The sequence below is a fragment of the Vibrio sp. TBV020 genome, from assembly GCF_046056895.1.
In the GTDB taxonomy this organism is placed as follows: Bacteria; Pseudomonadota; Gammaproteobacteria; order Enterobacterales; family Vibrionaceae; genus Vibrio.
The window spans coordinates 2,457,699-2,474,361 of record NZ_JBEEAQ010000003.1; the positions used below are offsets into that span (position 1 = coordinate 2,457,699).

A 16,663-nucleotide genomic window follows, 5' to 3' on the forward strand; every position below is an offset into this window, starting at 1 on the left:
AGCCGTTTAATTAGACTCAGTTAAACAGTTCTTTAGATTTTTTTAAATACTAGAGAGCCGTTAGTGCCACCGAAGCCGAACGAGTTACAAATTGCGTATTCCATTTGTACTTCTTTCGCTGTGTGTGGAACTAGGTCGATATCTTCAAGACCTTCAGCACGGTTGTCTAAGTTGATTGTTGGTGGAACAATCTGATCAACTAGTGACATCACAGTGATGATTGCTTCAACAGAACCAGCAGCACCCAATAGGTGACCAGTCATTGATTTCGTTGAAGACACTTTAACCTGTTTAACACCTTCTTCGCCTAGAGCACGACGCACGCCTTTGATTTCCGCAACGTCGCCTGCTGGCGTAGAAGTACCATGAGCATTCACGTAGCCTACCTGAGTACCAGTGATACCAGCATCACGCATTGCTGCTTCCATAGCCAGTGCACCACCAGAGCCATCTTCAGATGGAGAAGTCATGTGGTAAGCGTCACCAGACATACCGAAGCCAACAAGCTCAGCATAGATTTTTGCACCACGAGCTTTAGCATGTTCGTATTCTTCAAGAACCATCATGCCTGCGCCGTCACCAAGAACGAAACCGTCACGGTCAACATCCCATGGGCGAGAAGCTTTTTGAGGCTCGTCATTACGAGTCGACAATGCTTTAGCAGCACCAAAGCCAGCCATACCTAGCGGAGTAGATGCTTTCTCTGCACCACCAGCAACCATCGCATCTGCGTCGCCATATGCAATCATACGCGCTGCGTGACCGATGTTGTGAAGACCTGTTGTACACGCCGTCGAGATCGCGATGTTAGGACCGCGAAGACCACGCATAATAGATAAGTTACCTGCAACCATGTTAACGATGGTTGATGGAACGAAGAATGGGCTAACCTTACGAGGGCCCTTTTCAACTAGCGCTGTATGGCCAGTTTCAATCAGATCTAGGCCACCAATGCCTGAACCGATTGCAACACCAACACGTGGTGCATTTTCTTCGTTGATTTGTAAACCAGAGTCATCTAGAGCTTGGATACCAGCTGCAATGCCGTACTGGATGAAGAGATCCATTTTACGTGCATCTTTCTTTGACATGTATTCAGTACAGTCAAAATCTTTAACAAGACCCGCAAAACGAGTTGAGAAATTTTCGGCATCAAAGTGTTCGATATTAACAATACCACTTTGACCAGCAAGCAGGGCTTTCCAAGATGAGTCTACGGTGTTGCCTACCGGTGACAACATACCCATGCCAGTGACAACAACACGACGCTTGGACACGATATTATTCTCCGGAAATGAAATGATTCTATGGAAGGATAGAAGGGTTTAAAAGAACACAGGCGGCCAGAAGGCCGCCTGGGAGAGATATTACTGAGCGCTGTTTACGTAGTCGATTGCAGCTTGAACAGTAGTGATTTTCTCAGCTTCTTCGTCTGGAATCTCAGTGTCGAATTCTTCTTCTAGAGCCATTACTAGTTCAACAGTGTCTAGAGAATCAGCACCTAGATCGTCAACGAATGAAGCTTCGTTTTTAACTTCAGCTTCGTCTACACCTAGCTGTTCAACAATGATTTTCTTTACGCGTTCTTCGATGTTGCTCATTTTTTCTTTTCCTTTACAGATTTCGCTCAATGCGATGATTCAGTAGTTTATTCGAACTGCCGAAAGTTGCAAGAGGGACCTTGCTGGTCAAACCACAATTTTAGCGATTTTAACCGAAATTCAATACATTTTTGACTTAAATCATGCACAAATCTTGTGCACGATAGTGTCAATAATCTCAAACTATAGGCTACTTTCCTTATAAAAAGTAGCCTAGTTGACGACATTAAGTGCAAATTAACACGATTGCAGAGATTTGAGTGAAAATTAGTGCAAAAGTTCACTATTCTCTCTACGAAAGCGTTTTACACCATGTACATGCCGCCATTTACGTGCAAAGTTTCACCAGTAATGTACGCTGCCTCTGGAGAAGCTAGGAATACGACTGCTGAAGCGATTTCACGTGGGTCACCTAAACGACCAGCTGGTACATTAGACAGAGTTGCTGCACGTTGCTCATCATTCAGTGCTTTAGTCATATCTGTTTCGATAAAACCAGGAGCAACTGTGTTCACTGTTACGCCACGAGATGCAACTTCACGAGCCATAGACTTAGTGAAGCCAATAACACCCGCTTTAGCTGCTGCGTAGTTAGCTTGACCAGCGTTACCCATTGTACCAACAACAGAACCAACGTTGATGATACGACCAGCACGCTTCTTCATCATGCCGCGTAGAACCGCTTTAGACATACGGAAGATTGGCGTTAGGTTAGTGTCAATGATGTCATCCCACTCAGAATCTTTCATACGCATAAGTAGGTTGTCGCGTGTGATGCCTGCATTGTTTACTAGGATATCAATTGCGCCAAACTCATCGTTGATAGTCTTAAGCGTTGCTTCGATAGACTCAACGTTTGTTACGTTTAGAGCTAGGCCTTTACCATTCTCACCAAGGTACTCACTGATTGCAGCAGCGCCGCCTTCAGAAGTTGCAGTACCAATTACTGTTGCACCGCGCTCAACAAGTAGTTCAGCGATCGCACGACCGATACCACGGCTTGCACCAGTAACTAGAGCAACTTTGCCTTCTAGGTTCATCATGTTCGTTATTCCTTTGTTTCGTAATTACTTAGCAGCGTCTAGAGATGCAGCATCATTTACTGCCGCGCCACTCAGTGTCTTAACAATTCGTTTTGTTAGGCCAGTTAGAACTTTACCAGGGCCAAGCTCTAGTAATTTCTCTACGCCTTGCTCGCTCATTAGCTGTACGCTTTCAGTCCAACGAACTGGGCTGTATAGCTGACGCACAAGCGCATCTTTGATTTTTGCAGGATCTGTTTCTGCTACAACATCTACGTTGTTGATCACTGGCAGCTGTGGTGCACTAAATTCTAGAGATTCAAGTGCAACAGCTAACTTGTCAGCCGCTGGCTTCATTAGTGCACAGTGAGAAGGCACAGAAACAGGAAGTGGTAACGCACGCTTAGCACCCGCTTCTTTACACAGTGCACCTGCGCGCTCTACTGCTTCTTTGCTACCTGCGATAACAACCTGACCTGGAGAGTTGAAGTTCACTGGAGAAACGACTTCACCTTGTGCAGCTTCTTCACACGCCTTAGCGATCGACTCATCATCAAGACCAATGATTGCGAACATTGCGCCTGTACCAGCTGGTACTGCTTCTTGCATTAGTTGACCACGAAGCTGAACAAGTTTAATTGCTTCTTTGAAATCAATAACGCCAGCACATACTAGTGCTGAGTATTCACCTAGGCTGTGACCCGCTAGGTTTGCTGGTTGCTCAAGGCCAAGCTCTTGCCATACACGCCAAATAGCAACAGAAGATGCTAGCAGTGCTGGTTGAGTGCGGTGCGTTTGATTTAGATCTTCAGCTGGACCGTTTTGAACTAGTGCCCATAGGTCGTAGCCAAGAGCGTCAGACGCTTCAGCAAATGTTTGTTTAACTACGTCATACTGCTCGCCAAGCTCAGCAAGCATACCGACAACTTGTGAACCTTGACCTGGAAATACAATAGCAAACTTGCTCATTTTCTTTTCCTTAAAACAAAGTAAGAAAGATAAGATGCCGAGATGGCATCTTAAATTTAAATCTTGATGTAAAAACTTAGAACTTAACTAGAGCAGAACCCCAAGTGAAGCCGCCACCAAACGCTTCTAGCAGTAAAGTTTGACCACGCTTGATACGACCGTCACGTACTGCTTCATCTAGCGCTGTCGGAACAGTCGCTGCAGATGTGTTTCCGTGCTTATCAAGGGTGATTACCACTTGGTCTAGTGACATAGACAGTTTTTTCGCTGTCGCAGAAATAATGCGGTAGTTGGCTTGGTGTGGTACTAACCAATCTAGCTCGGACTTGTGCATATCGTTTGCAGCAAGCGTATCTTTAACCAACTTAGACAGTTGCGTCACCGCTACTTTAAACACTTCATTGCCAGCCATGTGCAACCATTTGTCAGCATCTTTGCCGCGCTCTGGTACTTCAAGGCTAAGTAGCTCACCAAATCGACCATCTGAATAAATGTGTGTCGATAGAATGCCTGGCTCTTCGCTCTGGCCCACAACCACAGCACCGGCACCATCACCAAATAGGATGATAGTTGAACGGTCTGTTGGGTCACAAGTCTTAGAAAGCGCATCGGCACCAATGACAAGCACATTTTTGCACATGCCCGATTTAATATGCTGATCAGCCACTGACAATGCGTAAACAAAACCAGAACATGCTGCCGCTAAATCAAATGCTGGACAGCCTTTGATCTCGAGCTTAGCTTGAACCTGACACGCAGACGATGGGAATGTGTGGCTTCCGCTTGTTGTCGCGACGATAATAAGATCGATGTCGTTCTTATCAATACCCGCCATTTCAATCGCATTCTTTGCTGCTAAGTAGCCCATATCGGCAACTGTTTCATTTTCTGCAGCAATGCGACGTTCTTTAATACCAGTACGAGTTACAATCCACTCATCACTTGTATCTACCATTTTCTCTAGGTCTGCGTTTGAACGCACCTGAGATGGCAAGTAGCTGCCAGTACCTAAAATTTTGCTATACATGAAGACTAATAATGCCTCTCGAGTAAAACCGCTTCCAAACGATCGCTAATACGGTTTGGTACTTGTCGTTGGACCTCATGTAGCGCTTCACCAATCGCATTGATTACAGCGTCTACATCAGCACTTCCGTGGCTTTTTATGACAATGCCGCGCAATCCTAGCAAACTTGCGCCATTATACTGGTCGGGGTTCAAGGTTTTTAGCTCATTAAATAAGCTAGAAAATAATTTTCTTGCAATCCAACCCTTTATAGATGAGGCCATCATATGTGATTTCAACTTATCTATAAATAACTGGGCGGTCCCCTCACACGTTTTCAAACAGACGTTTCCAACAAAGCCATCACAGACAACCACGTCTGCAGCGTCATGAAGAAGTTGGTTACCTTCAATATAGCCAACAAAATTCACTGACTTGGTTTGTGACAACATTTCAGCACAACGCTTGACAAGATCATTACCTTTTATTTCTTCAGCGCCGATGTTGAGAATTGCCACTCTCGGTGGTCGTTGCAAATACTGCTCTGCCAGCGCACTACCCATTACAGCAAATTGGAATAGCGAATCTGCGTCACTTGAAACGTTAGCTCCAAGATCTAGCATCCAAGTGCGGCCACCTGATGCGGTAGGCAATGCTGAAATAAGTGCGGGGCGTTCAATTCCTGGTAATAACTTCAACTTAAAGCGAGACAATGCCATCAGAGCACCGGTGTTACCACAGCTCACACAAGCATCGGCTTGATTGTCAGCAACCAGCTCGATAGCCGTTCCCATTGAACTGCCTTGGCTGTTTCTTAATGCAAGAGAAGGTTTTTCAGAATTGGATATCACTCGGTCTGTGTGTTGAATGCTCAAACGAGAATTCGTCTGGAAACCAAGCGAAGATAATTGGGACGTGATCTGAGATTGATCACCGATAAGGGTCACTTTTAGCTCTGGGAAATGCGACAGTGCCTGCACGGCGGCAGGCACTGTGACGCGAGGACCGAAATCCCCGCCCATTGCATCAAGTGCAACGGTTATATTTGGCAAAGGTCAACCTTACTTGTTGATAACCTTTTTACCACGGTAGTAACCTTCAGCAGTTACGTTGTGGCGTAGGTGAGTTTCACCTGAAGTTGCGTCTACAGAAAGTGCTGCTGTAGTTAGGGCATCGTGTGAACGACGCATACCACGCATTGAACGTGATTTCTTGCTCTTTTGTACGGCCATTGACCCTACTCCTATGTAAGTATTAAAGAATTACTTCTTTAAGCTTTTTAAAACGTCAAATGGATTCGGCTTTTCTTCTTCCACAATTTCTTCTGGAATTTCACCAAACACCATATTATCTGAATCAACGCTACAGTCCGCTTCTTCGTGCATTGCTATTTGAGGCAAGTTTAGAATGAACTCGTCTTCAACTAACTGTATTAGGTCTAACTCACCGTACTCGTTCAGATCTACCAAATCGTACTCTTCCGGTGCTTCCTCTTCAGTCCTTTCACCGCGATACGGTGTATAGGTGAATTGGACATCGCACTCATGTGCGAAAACCTCATTACAGCGCTGACACTCTAAGTCGACTACGATGTTAGCTTTACCAGAGATAACAACGAGTCGCTGCTCATCTAAGTCAAATGACAGTGACACTTGGGCGTCGCGTTTAACGCCTTCAACTGATTCCAATAAGCGCTTAAAGAGACTAACTTGAATAATACCTTCAACATCTAGTCGCTTTTGAGCTGCGCGTGTCGGATCAATCGTACGCGGTATTTTTACCTTTTGCATAGGGCGCGAATTCTATCTTCCAAATCGTTTATAGTCAAAGAAAAAGGGCAAAAAATTATACTTTTTTTCCTTATCAGCGAGAGAGCTAGTATCACAACCATAATATCGATTAAGCTCACACTAACCCGCTGTCAGATTGTAAATTAAAATGCAGAATTACCAACTAGTTTTAGCCTCTACCTCTCCTTATCGCCAACAACTGCTCAATAAACTCGCAATTGAGTTCAAAACGGCATCTCCCGATTTTGATGAAACACCTTTAGAAAATGAAACCCCAATTGAGTTGGTTCAAAGATTGGCTAAAGGTAAGGCTGAGTCTTGCACTGTTTCACAACCGAGCCTAGTGATTGGCAGTGATCAAGTGTGTGTCATCGATGAAAAGATCATCGGTAAGCCACACACTCGAGAGAAAGCTATTGAGCAACTGACAAGACAAAGTGGACAGTCTATTCGCTTCTACACGGGCCTCGCGCTACATAATTCGAGCACTAAGCAAACCGAAGTAAAAGTGGACACCTTTACCGTTCATTTTCGACAGCTCACTGAGAAGCAGATCGCCAACTACGTAGACAAGGAGCAACCATTCTTCTGCGCAGGTAGCTTTAAAAGTGAAGGATTGGGTATAGCGCTATTTGAACGACTAGAAGGCAAAGACCCGAACACTTTGGTCGGTCTGCCACTGATAGATCTTATTGATATGCTCGAAGCACAAGAGATTAAGGTGCTTTAGTGAATAGTCGTCATCCTCGAGAGTGAGGAGCGAACGAGTTGAGGATCTCTGGAAGCGAGTAGAAAATCCAAAGAGATTCCCTACTCGCTCCTTCGTCACTCTATGGAATGACGCTTTATAGCTTACGTAACCCTGCTAGCGCTTTCTCTAACTTAGATTCCATTGGCGCATTGATCTCCATCCACTCATCATTTGATGGATGTTGAAATTTAATGTTCGCCGCATGTAAGAACAGTCTATCTAAACCTACTTGCCCAGTGTATGCGTCAAATCGACGATCACCGTAACGATCATCCCACGCAATTGGGTGACCGGTGTACTGAGTATGAACACGAATCTGGTGAGTACGCCCGGTGATTGGACTCGCTTGAATCAAGGTCGCATCCGCAAACTTTTCAAGAATCTTAAAACGAGTTTCTGACGGTTTGCCTTTCGGATTAACACGCACAATGCTATTCACTTCATTTTTTAGCAATGGCGCATTCACTACTTTACAGTTGGCTTTCCATTGGCCCATCACTAAGGCGAAGTAAAATTTCTTCACCGTCTTTTCACGGAACTGTGCTTGTAGGTGGCGCAGAGCAGAACGCTTTTTAGCGACTAAAAGAATGCCAGAGGTATCTCGGTCGATGCGGTGGACAAGCTCCAAGAAGCGAGCCTCTGGTCGAAGAGCTCTTAGGGCCTCAATGGCACCGAACTTCAAACCACTACCGCCATGAACCGCGGTTCCAGAAGGCTTATTCAGAATCAGCATGTGATCATCTTCATGAATAATCATATGCTCGAGTTCAGCGACCTTATTTAGCTTGGTACTTGGTGCTGCCTCTTCTGCTTTCTCTTCAATAGTCACAGGAGGGATACGAACCAAGTCTCCTGCTTTTAATTTGTATTCGGCCTTTATACGCTTTTTATTTACACGTACCTCTCCCTTACGCAAGATTCGGTAAACCATGCTTTTAGGGATACTTTTCAATTGGTTGCGTAAGAAGTTATCAATACGCTGACCCGCCATATCTTCGTCAATGTCGACGAACTGGACTTTAGTTCTAATTTCGCTCATGCGTTTATTCTAACATCCTAACTTGCGCAGATTCACATTTTCTTCGCAACAAAATGGAAAATCGCTTAATAAGAGTGAATTCCAAATCGGCTACGGATAAAAATTCATCAAATTTATTGCATTTCTCAAAAAAGAGCCCACTAACACATATAAAACAATCACTTACAAAAAATAAAATCAGCTTTTTCTTGGTTTTATTATAAAGCAGATTGCTGAGTTTAGTGGGTACTGCTATAGTTCACACCTGCAATATATGAGTTGGTTGCATTTTAAACAAACCACCCCATATTTGAGCAATAGACTGAGTAGCTCGCTAATTTACCAAAATGCTGCATACGGCGTAAGACATTTTCGGAGTTAGCAATCTTGTCACTCTACTCGTCGCACATCATGTTGAGTATTTTCCGCCGATTATGCGGCTTACAAGCTGAACGAGAAAAGCTTGTGAGACTGAAGTGCCCCAAGAGCATCCCTCCAGCCGGGAGGCTGCAACGATTAAGCCATGGGATCAGGCACCGTGAACGCGACCGCAATGACAAGAACAAAACAAAAGAATGACAACGAGATTTATCAATGAAAAGAATGTTAATCAACGCAACTCAAAAAGAAGAGTTGCGTGTTGCTTTAGTTGATGGTCAGCGCTTATACGATTTGGATATCGAAAGCCCTGGTCATGAATCAAAGAAAGCAAATATCTACAAAGGACGTATCACACGCATCGAACCAAGCCTAGAAGCGGCTTTTGTTGACTATGGTGCAGAAAGACACGGTTTCCTCCCTCTCAAAGAAATTGCCCGCGAATACTTCCCTGAAGGTTACACCTACCAAGGCCGTCCAAGCATTAAAGAAGTGCTAACTGAAGGCCAAGAAGTAATCGTACAAGTTGAAAAAGAAGAACGTGGTAGCAAGGGCGCTGCTCTAACTACGTTTATCTCTCTCGCTGGTAGTTATCTAGTTCTTATGCCAAACAACCCTCGTGCAGGCGGTATTTCTCGCCGTATCGAAGGTGATGAGCGTACACAACTTAAAGCTGCACTAAGTACTTTAGAACTGCCTCAAGGCATGGGTCTTATTGTACGTACTGCAGGTGTAGGTAAGAGTGCTGAAGAGCTAGAGTGGGATTTAAACGTACTTCTGAACCACTGGGGCGCAATCAAGCAAGCTTCTGACTCTAACGCCGCACCTTTCTTGATTCACCAAGAAAGTAACGTGATCGTTCGCGCTATTCGTGACTACCTACGTCGCGATATCGGTGAAATCCTTATCGACAGCAACACAATTTACGAACGCGCACTAGAGCACATCAGTTTAGTACGTCCTGATTTCGTTAACCGTGTTAAGAAATACGACGGTGAAGTACCACTGTTCAGCCACTACCAAATCGAAAGTCAGATTGAATCAGCGTTCCAGCGTGAAGTTCGTCTACCTTCTGGTGGTTCTATCGTTATCGACCCAACTGAGGCGCTAACGTCTATCGATATCAACTCTGCTCGCGCAACGAAAGGCGGCGATATCGAAGAAACTGCTCTAAACACGAACTTAGAAGCTGCTGAAGAGATTGCTCGTCAGCTGCGTCTGCGTGATTTAGGTGGTCTGGTTGTAATCGACTTTATTGATATGACGCCAGTACGTCATCAACGTGAAGTTGAAAATCGTCTACGTGATTCTGTTCGTATGGATCGCGCTCGTGTTCAAATCGGCCGAATTTCTCGTTTTGGTCTATTAGAAATGTCACGCCAGCGTTTGAGCCCATCGCTAGCAGAAGCAAGTCACCACATTTGTCCTCGCTGTACAGGTACTGGTGTTGTTCGTGACAACGAATCTTTGGCTCTTTCGGTTCTTCGTCTAATCGAAGAAGAGGCGCTAAAAGACAACACTGCTCAAGTACTTGCTGTTGTACCTGTGCCAATCGCTTCTTACCTGCTTAATGAAAAGCGTCGTTCAGTTAACCACATTGAACGCATCCAAGAAGTTAAGATCACGGTTGTACCTAACTCTGACATGGAAACACCACACTTTGATGTTATCCGTGTACGTGAAGGTGAAGAGTTCGATCTACTGTCTTACCTACTTCCGAAGAAGCTTGAAGCGATGAAGGAAGCAGAAGGCAAAGAGCCAGTAGAAGTTGAAGCTAAACCTAAGAAGATTGAAGAGCCTGCACTGAAAGGTTTTGCATCTCCTAGCCAAACAGCTCCAGCACCGGCTACTCAAGCTCCAGCAGCTAAGGCAGCACCTGAGAAGAAAGCAAAACCTGAGCAACCAGCTCAAGATGATCAGCCAGGCCTAGTAAGCCGATTCTTTAAAGCCCTTGGCAGCTTCCTATTCGGTTCATCTGAGAAAGAAGAAGAGAAGAAGGAAGAGCAGAAGCCTAAAGAGCGTAAAGAAGGTAACCGCAATAACCGCAACCGCCGTAACCGTAACGATAACCGTCGCCGCAACAACCGCGACAATCGTAACGAGAATCGTGAAGACAAGCGTGATAACAAACGTAAGAACACTCGCGATGAAGCAGCAAGCGAAGCGAAACCTAATGAACGCAAGCAACAAAACCGCAAACCTAAGCAAGATCGCCGTAACAAACGTGATGATGCTAAGCCGAGCAAAGTTGCTGAAGAAGGTCTAAAACTGGCAGCTGACGCTCAAACTGACAAACCTGAAGCACGTAAAGATCGCGCGGAAGAGAAAGCAGCAAAAGTTAAAGAGCGCCGCCAGCGTCGTAAGCTAACAAAACAAGTTCGCGTTAAAGACCAAGCGAACCAAGCAAAAGCTGACGAAGAAGCGAAGCAAGTTCAATCAGAAGCAAAAGTAGAAGCTGTTGAAGAAAAAGCAGTAGAAGCAAATGCGGATGAGTCAACTGAGCAACCGAAACAACGTCGCAACCGTCGTTCACCTCGTCACCTACGTGCAAGTGGTCAACGTCGTCGTCGTGGCCGTGATCGTCGCCCTAACCCATTCCGCCTACGTAAAGGTGGTGTTGCATCTCCTGAGATGGCAATGGGTAAAGTTATGCCAAGTTACGGTATTACTAAGCCAGCACCTAAGCAGCACGCGAAGGCAGAGAAAGTTGAAGCTCCTGTAGTTGAAGCGAAAGTAGAAACTAACGTAGCATCACTTGGTGGTTTTGCTTGTCCTGAAATGGCCATGGGCAAAGTCATTGTTCGTCGCGAACAGCCAGTCGTTGAGCAGAAAGCTGAAGTTGTGGCTCCAGTCACCCCAGAAGTGAAACCTGAACCAGTAGCTGAAGTAGCACCTGCTAAAGTTGAAGCTCCGGTAGCCGTTGAAGCTGTAACTGAAGAAGCACCAAAAGTAGAAGAGAAGAAAGTAGCCTCTTCTGAGATTGTTGTTCCTCAAAGTTTCAAAGGACACGCATCTGCAGCAATGGCGAAAGCCCCAGGCAGTACAGAGATGAAAGAGATCACTGTAAATGCAGCACCATTCAAAGCAGAACGCTATGAATCTCGTGGTGCAGGCAGCCAAGTTGCTCGTAACCAAGCTGGCGCAGCAATGACGAAACCTCAGTTTTAATCATTGTCGCTTAGATTGAAGAACAGCCTCTAAATTAGAGGCTGTTTTTTTATGCCCATATAGGTCTAACGTTCCTGATTGTCATCAGAGAATCAATTCGTCACAAATATTGGTCAATAACTGTATCAATCTTGAACTTAATCACACTTTTCGGTAGCATGCGCCGACTCGATCTGAATTATCGATACGTTCTGAACATACTCAGAATGGTTTAAGCTTTAGTCCTCCTGCTCTTTTACATCGCATTTTTGCCTAGTGGTGACTAAACACAATTCAGAACCCTTTAAACACTTAGCCAAACTGAGCAAATATGTTTGAATTTCCTCAATTTTCTAAACACTCTGTAAAAAATGATGTTTTATCAGGTCTAACGGTTGCGTTGGCTCTGGTTCCTGAAGCGGTTGCATTCGCATTCGTTGCCGGCGTTGATCCTATGGTTGGTCTATACGCAGCATTTATCGTAGGTCTTATTACGTCTATCTTCGGTGGTCGTCCAGGTATGATCTCTGGCGCAACTGGTGCTATGGCTGTTGTAATGGTCTCTCTAGTTGCATCTCACGGCGTTCAATACCTCTTCGCTGCGATTATGCTCGCGGGTATTATTCAGGTCGCTGCAGGCGTCTTTAAACTGGGTAAATTCATCCGTATCGTGCCACATCCAGTAATGATTGGTTTCGTTAACGGTCTGGCTATCGTTATCTTCCTAGCTCAGCTTGGTCAGTTTAAAGCACCTGATCTTACAGGCGCTTTAACTTGGTTACCTCAAGATCAGATGATGCTGATGCTTGGTCTAGTTGCGTTGACTATGGCGATCATCCACTTCCTACCAAAGCTGACAACAGCAGTACCATCTTCATTGGTTGCTATTGTTACAGTCACGCTTCTTGTAGTTGGCCTAGACCTTGAGACTCGTACGGTTGTAGATTTCCTACGCACTATGTCTGGTGATGACGCAGCAACACTTGCTGGTTCTCTACCAACTTTCTCTATCCCTGCTGTTCCATTTACGCTAGAAACACTTTACATCATTCTGCCTTACGCAATCATTCTTGCGGCTATCGGTCTTATTGAGTCTCTACTGACTCTGACTGTACTTGACGAAATGACAAACACTCGTGGTCAATCTAACCGTGAATGTGTGGGTCAAGGTATGGCGAATATGACATGTTCAGTATTTGGCGCTATGGGTGGCTGTGCGATGATCGGTCAATCAATGATCAACGTTAACTCTGGTGGTCGCGGTCGTCTATCAGGTATAGTTGCAGCAGTAGCACTTCTAATGTTCATCCTATTCGGTTCAGCTCTTATCGAAATGATCCCATTAGCTGCACTTGTTGGTGTAATGTTCATGGTTGTTATCGGTACATTCGAATGGGCAACCTTCAAGCTTGCTCGCCGTGTACCAAAACAAGACTTCTTTGTTATTGTTCTAGTAACCGTTGTTACTGTTCTGACTGACCTTGCGGTTGCAGTATTTGTTGGTGTTATTGCTTCTGCTCTTATGTTTGCATGGCAACACGCTAAGCACATCTACGCTGACACTCACATCAATGAACAAGGCTCTAAAGAGTACAAGATCAATGGTCCTGTATTCTTCGGTTCAACAGCAAACTTCCTAGAGCTTTTTGATGCTGCCAATGACCCACAAGATGTTATTGTCGACTTTGCGAACTCTCGAGTTACCGACCATTCTGCTATCGAAGCAATCGACACGATTGCAGAACGTTACTCAGCGCTAGGTAAAACGCTACACCTACGCCACCTAAGCAAAGACTGTGTTAAAACACTACACAAAGCGGGTAGCCTAGTTGAAGTGAATGACGCAGAAGACCCAATCTATAAGGTTATGTCTAGCTAAGACTTTGCTAACGCATTACAAAAAAGGGCTTCCACTTGGAAGCCCTTTTTATATCTGAATGTTGTTGAAAGCGAACTATCTAGAGTTACAGTAGTTTATTCAGCTTTTCACCGAACAACTCTAATCGCCAACTTTGCATCACATCCGGCAACTTGGCAGGATCGCGGTCTTTCTTCCACACCCAACTCATTAACTGGTTCAGCTGTTTCTTAGAGGCCAGAAACTCTGTTGCTAAGCCACTCGTCGTTGAAGCACGCTTCACTTCATCTTTAAGCACTTTGAACTTCTGCTTGTAACCCGGCATATCCATAAGGCGCTCTATCTTCTCTGGGTACTCTTCAACAGGCGTCATTCTTGCCTGTTTTACAATCGAGATGATACGTGTGCTGTGGCGCTGAACAGAGCGAGGATCCATGCCCTCTTGCTCCATGCGATTACGATTTTGAATACCGAGTTTAGCGATGGTGAGAAGGTCATTCTCTTTGAAGACGAAGTTTAACGCTAAATCACGACGAAGCGCTTCTTTAAGGCGCCAGGTCGCTAAAGGCTTTAAGATTGCTAGCTCGCTTGGTTTCAGCTGCCATGCACCTTTTACATCTAGGTAAGCCATTTCTTGATTAACGGTTTTGACTCGTTTTGATGCAGCAAGGTCACTCTCTTGCTGAGCCGCTTCCCACCAGCCTGCTTGAGTAATTTTTTCAAACAGCTGCTCATATAAAGGCAGTAAGTAGTAAACATCAGCCGCAGCGTATTCCAACTGCTTATCCGATAGAGGCCTTGCAAGCCAATCTGTACGAGACTCACTTTTATCCAGCTCTACACCCAAGTAGTTTTCTACTAAGGCTGCGAAGCCCGTTGACAAGCCATGACCTAAAAATGCCGCCATAAGCTGAGTATCTACCATCGGGTAAGGTAGGCAACCGAAGCTATTGTGAAATACTTCTAAATCTTCACCACAAGCATGTAGCACTTTAAGAACTGAAGTGTCTTTTAACAGCTCAACAAATGCCGTCATGTCTTCAATAACAGTCGGATCAATCAGTGATAGCTTTTCGCCATCGTATAACTGAATTAGGCCAAGTTGCGGGTAATAGGTTCGTGTACGGACAAACTCCGTATCGAGCATCACGACATCCACATTACGTGCACTTTGACATACTTTTTCCAATTGCGAAGATTGGGTAATAATTTGATAGTTCACTAACTTCTCACTATGAGCGGTTTTAGACGGCCATAAAAAATGCCGACAAGTCATTGTCGGCATTCTAGCATCATTCACTGTTCGTTGCTTAGGTAACTCTATTGTTCCGGCTTCGATTTCGCGAGGTTCGCATCGTTTTCTTCACGAAGCACACGACGTAAGATCTTACCTACGTTGGTCTTAGGTAGTTCATCTTTAAACTCAACCAATTTAGGTACCTTGTAGCCCGTTAGATGCTGACGACAGTGAGCAATGATTTCATCTTTCGTCACACTTGGGTCGCGCTTAACAACGTAGATCTTCACTAGTTCGCCAGACACTTCATGTGGTTGACCGATAGCTGCAACTTCAAGGACTTTGCCATGTAGCGCTACAACATCTTCAATTTCATTCGGGTAGACGTTAAAGCCTGACACCAAAATCATATCTTTTTTACGGTCAACGATGTGAATTAGGCCTTCATCATCAAACTTAACAATGTCACCTGTCGAAAGCCAACCCTCGGCATTAATGACTTCTTTGGTCGCTTCCGGACGTTGCCAATAGCCTTGCATTACCTGAGGGCCACGAACTTGAAGTTCACCTACCTCAGTATTTGGTACTGGGTTGCCTTCGTCATCAACAATACGAACTTCTGTCGATGGAACAGGTAAACCAATCGCTCCCGTGTAGTCCGTTAGATCATATGGGTTACCCGTTACAAGTGGTGAACACTCGGTTAGCCCATAGCCTTCCAATAGGTGGATACCTGTGGTTTTCTTCCAAGCTTCTGCTACAGCGCGCTGAACCGCCATACCACCGCCAACTGCAAGCTTAAGGTTTTTAAAGTTAAGCTCATGGAAATCTTCATTGTTCACAAGGGCATTAAACAGTGTGTTTACACCGGTAATGGCAGTGAATGGATACTTCTGAAGCTCTTTAATAAAGCCAGGAATATCTCTTGGGTTAGTAATTAGCAGGTTTTGACCACCAATTTCGACAAACAGTAGACAGTTCACTGTTAGTGCAAAAACATGATAGAGCGGCAATGCAGTAACCACTAGCTCACGTCCTTCAGACAGAACGGGGCCATAAGCGCCTTTCGCCTGCATCACGTTAGCAATCATATTGCGGTGCGTCAGGATCGCCCCTTTCGCAACACCAGTTGTACCACCGGTGTACTGTAAGAACGCAATATCATCACCAGACATAAATGGTTTCACGTACTGTAGACGACGACCTTTATGCAGCGCTTTACGCATGGAAATCGCGCCCGGCAGATCGTACTTAGGTACCATGCCTTTGACGTATTTCACCACGAAATCAACAATAGTACCTTTCGCGCGAGGTAGCATTTGACCTAGGCTGGTCAGGATTACATGTTTGACTGGCGTGTTTTCTACAACTTGCTCTAACGTATTGGCAAAGTTAGAAACGATGACAATCGCTTTCGCGCCAGAGTCATTTAGTTGATGTTCTAGTTCGCGAGGCGTATATAGCGGGTTTACGTTTACCGCGATAAGACCTGCACGTAATACACCAAATAGCGCTACTGGATATTGCAGCAAGTTTGGCATCATTAGAGCAACACGGTCGCCCTTTTGCAGCTTAAGGTCATTTTGTAGGTAAGCAGCAAATGCTCGGCTACGCTCTTCCAATTTACGGAAAGTCATTACCGAGCCCATGTTCATAAATGCAGGCTGGTCAGCGAACTTTTGCACGGACTGTTCAAACATTTCCACCAAAGATGGGTATTGATCTGGGTTGATATGCTCAGGCACATCACTTGGATAACGTGATAACCAAGGTTTATCCACGGTAAAACTCCTCGAAATTAACTGGCTGTCATCTAAAAGACGCGCATTTTCAATGTCGACTATTACAGCACAGGCGCAGCGCTTGAGCACGAAACACTCAAACAC

The 16,663-nt window shown here is 45.0% G+C and carries 14 protein-coding genes; 3 read left to right on the forward strand and 11 right to left on the reverse strand.

Annotation, left to right across the window (positions count from 1 at the left end; translation table 11 throughout):
- Window positions 1–32: 32 nt before the first annotated feature.
- The 8 genes from fabF to yceD form a co-directional block, all read right to left on the reverse strand.
- A complete protein-coding gene (gene fabF, locus AAFX28_RS19125) occupies window positions 33–1,277 on the reverse strand; it encodes a beta-ketoacyl-ACP synthase II (RefSeq protein ID WP_408690014.1) in 1,245 nt (414 codons plus the stop codon).
- 90 nt (window positions 1,278–1,367) lie between these two features.
- Window positions 1,368–1,601, reverse strand: coding sequence for an acyl carrier protein (gene acpP, locus AAFX28_RS19130; RefSeq protein ID WP_004406112.1), 234 nt, complete (start codon window positions 1,599–1,601; stop codon window positions 1,368–1,370).
- Window positions 1,602–1,906: 305 nt separating this feature from the next.
- The gene (fabG, locus tag AAFX28_RS19135; RefSeq protein ID WP_408690907.1) at window positions 1,907–2,641 is read right to left on the reverse strand and encodes a 3-oxoacyl-ACP reductase FabG; all 735 of its coding nucleotides are present in this window, start codon (window positions 2,639–2,641) and stop codon (window positions 1,907–1,909) included.
- 27 nt (window positions 2,642–2,668) lie between these two features.
- A complete protein-coding gene (fabD, locus tag AAFX28_RS19140) occupies window positions 2,669–3,592 on the reverse strand; it encodes an ACP S-malonyltransferase (protein ID WP_408690016.1) in 924 nt (307 codons plus the stop codon).
- A 76-nt stretch (window positions 3,593–3,668) separates the two neighbouring features.
- Window positions 3,669–4,619, reverse strand: coding sequence for a beta-ketoacyl-ACP synthase III (locus tag AAFX28_RS19145; protein ID WP_408690018.1), 951 nt, complete (start codon window positions 4,617–4,619; stop codon window positions 3,669–3,671).
- Window positions 4,620–4,624: 5 nt separating this feature from the next.
- Window positions 4,625–5,650 (reverse strand): phosphate acyltransferase PlsX, encoded by a 1,026-nt coding sequence (plsX, locus tag AAFX28_RS19150; protein ID WP_408690020.1) that lies wholly within the window; start codon window positions 5,648–5,650, stop codon window positions 4,625–4,627.
- A gap of 9 nt (window positions 5,651–5,659) precedes the next feature.
- Window positions 5,660–5,830 carry a 50S ribosomal protein L32 gene (gene rpmF / locus AAFX28_RS19155; RefSeq protein ID WP_004414666.1) on the reverse strand — a complete coding sequence of 57 codons (171 nt, stop codon included), beginning with the start codon at window positions 5,828–5,830 and terminating at the stop codon, window positions 5,660–5,662.
- Window positions 5,831–5,860: 30 nt separating this feature from the next.
- Window positions 5,861–6,388, reverse strand: a complete 528-nt coding sequence (gene yceD, locus AAFX28_RS19160; protein WP_408690022.1) for a 23S rRNA accumulation protein YceD — start codon at window positions 6,386–6,388, stop codon at window positions 5,861–5,863.
- Between the two features lie 148 nt (window positions 6,389–6,536).
- Here yceD and AAFX28_RS19165 point away from each other — a divergent pair, with 148 nt between their 5' ends.
- Entirely contained in the window at window positions 6,537–7,118 is a 582-nt protein-coding gene (locus AAFX28_RS19165) for a Maf family protein (protein ID WP_408690024.1), read from the forward strand.
- Window positions 7,119–7,233: 115 nt separating this feature from the next.
- Here AAFX28_RS19165 and rluC read toward each other — a convergent pair whose 3' ends face one another.
- Window positions 7,234–8,178 (reverse strand): 23S rRNA pseudouridine(955/2504/2580) synthase RluC, encoded by a 945-nt coding sequence (gene rluC / locus AAFX28_RS19170; RefSeq protein WP_408690026.1) that lies wholly within the window; start codon window positions 8,176–8,178, stop codon window positions 7,234–7,236.
- A gap of 573 nt (window positions 8,179–8,751) precedes the next feature.
- Here rluC and rne point away from each other — a divergent pair.
- Both rne and AAFX28_RS19180 read left to right on the forward strand, forming a co-directional pair.
- Entirely contained in the window at window positions 8,752–11,703 is a 2,952-nt protein-coding gene (rne, locus tag AAFX28_RS19175) for a ribonuclease E (RefSeq protein ID WP_408690027.1), read from the forward strand.
- 310 nt (window positions 11,704–12,013) lie between these two features.
- Complete coding sequence (locus tag AAFX28_RS19180) at window positions 12,014–13,561, forward strand: SulP family inorganic anion transporter (protein WP_408690029.1); 1,548 nt, start codon at window positions 12,014–12,016, stop codon at window positions 13,559–13,561.
- An 85-nt stretch (window positions 13,562–13,646) separates the two neighbouring features.
- Here AAFX28_RS19180 and rnd read toward each other — a convergent pair whose 3' ends face one another.
- Together rnd and fadD are read right to left on the reverse strand one after the other, a co-directional pair.
- Window positions 13,647–14,762, reverse strand: coding sequence for a ribonuclease D (gene rnd, locus AAFX28_RS19185; protein WP_408690908.1), 1,116 nt, complete (start codon window positions 14,760–14,762; stop codon window positions 13,647–13,649).
- A 98-nt stretch (window positions 14,763–14,860) separates the two neighbouring features.
- A complete protein-coding gene (gene fadD / locus AAFX28_RS19190; RefSeq protein ID WP_408690030.1) occupies window positions 14,861–16,558 on the reverse strand; it encodes a long-chain-fatty-acid--CoA ligase FadD in 1,698 nt (565 codons plus the stop codon).
- Between the last annotated feature and the right edge of the window lie 105 nt (window positions 16,559–16,663).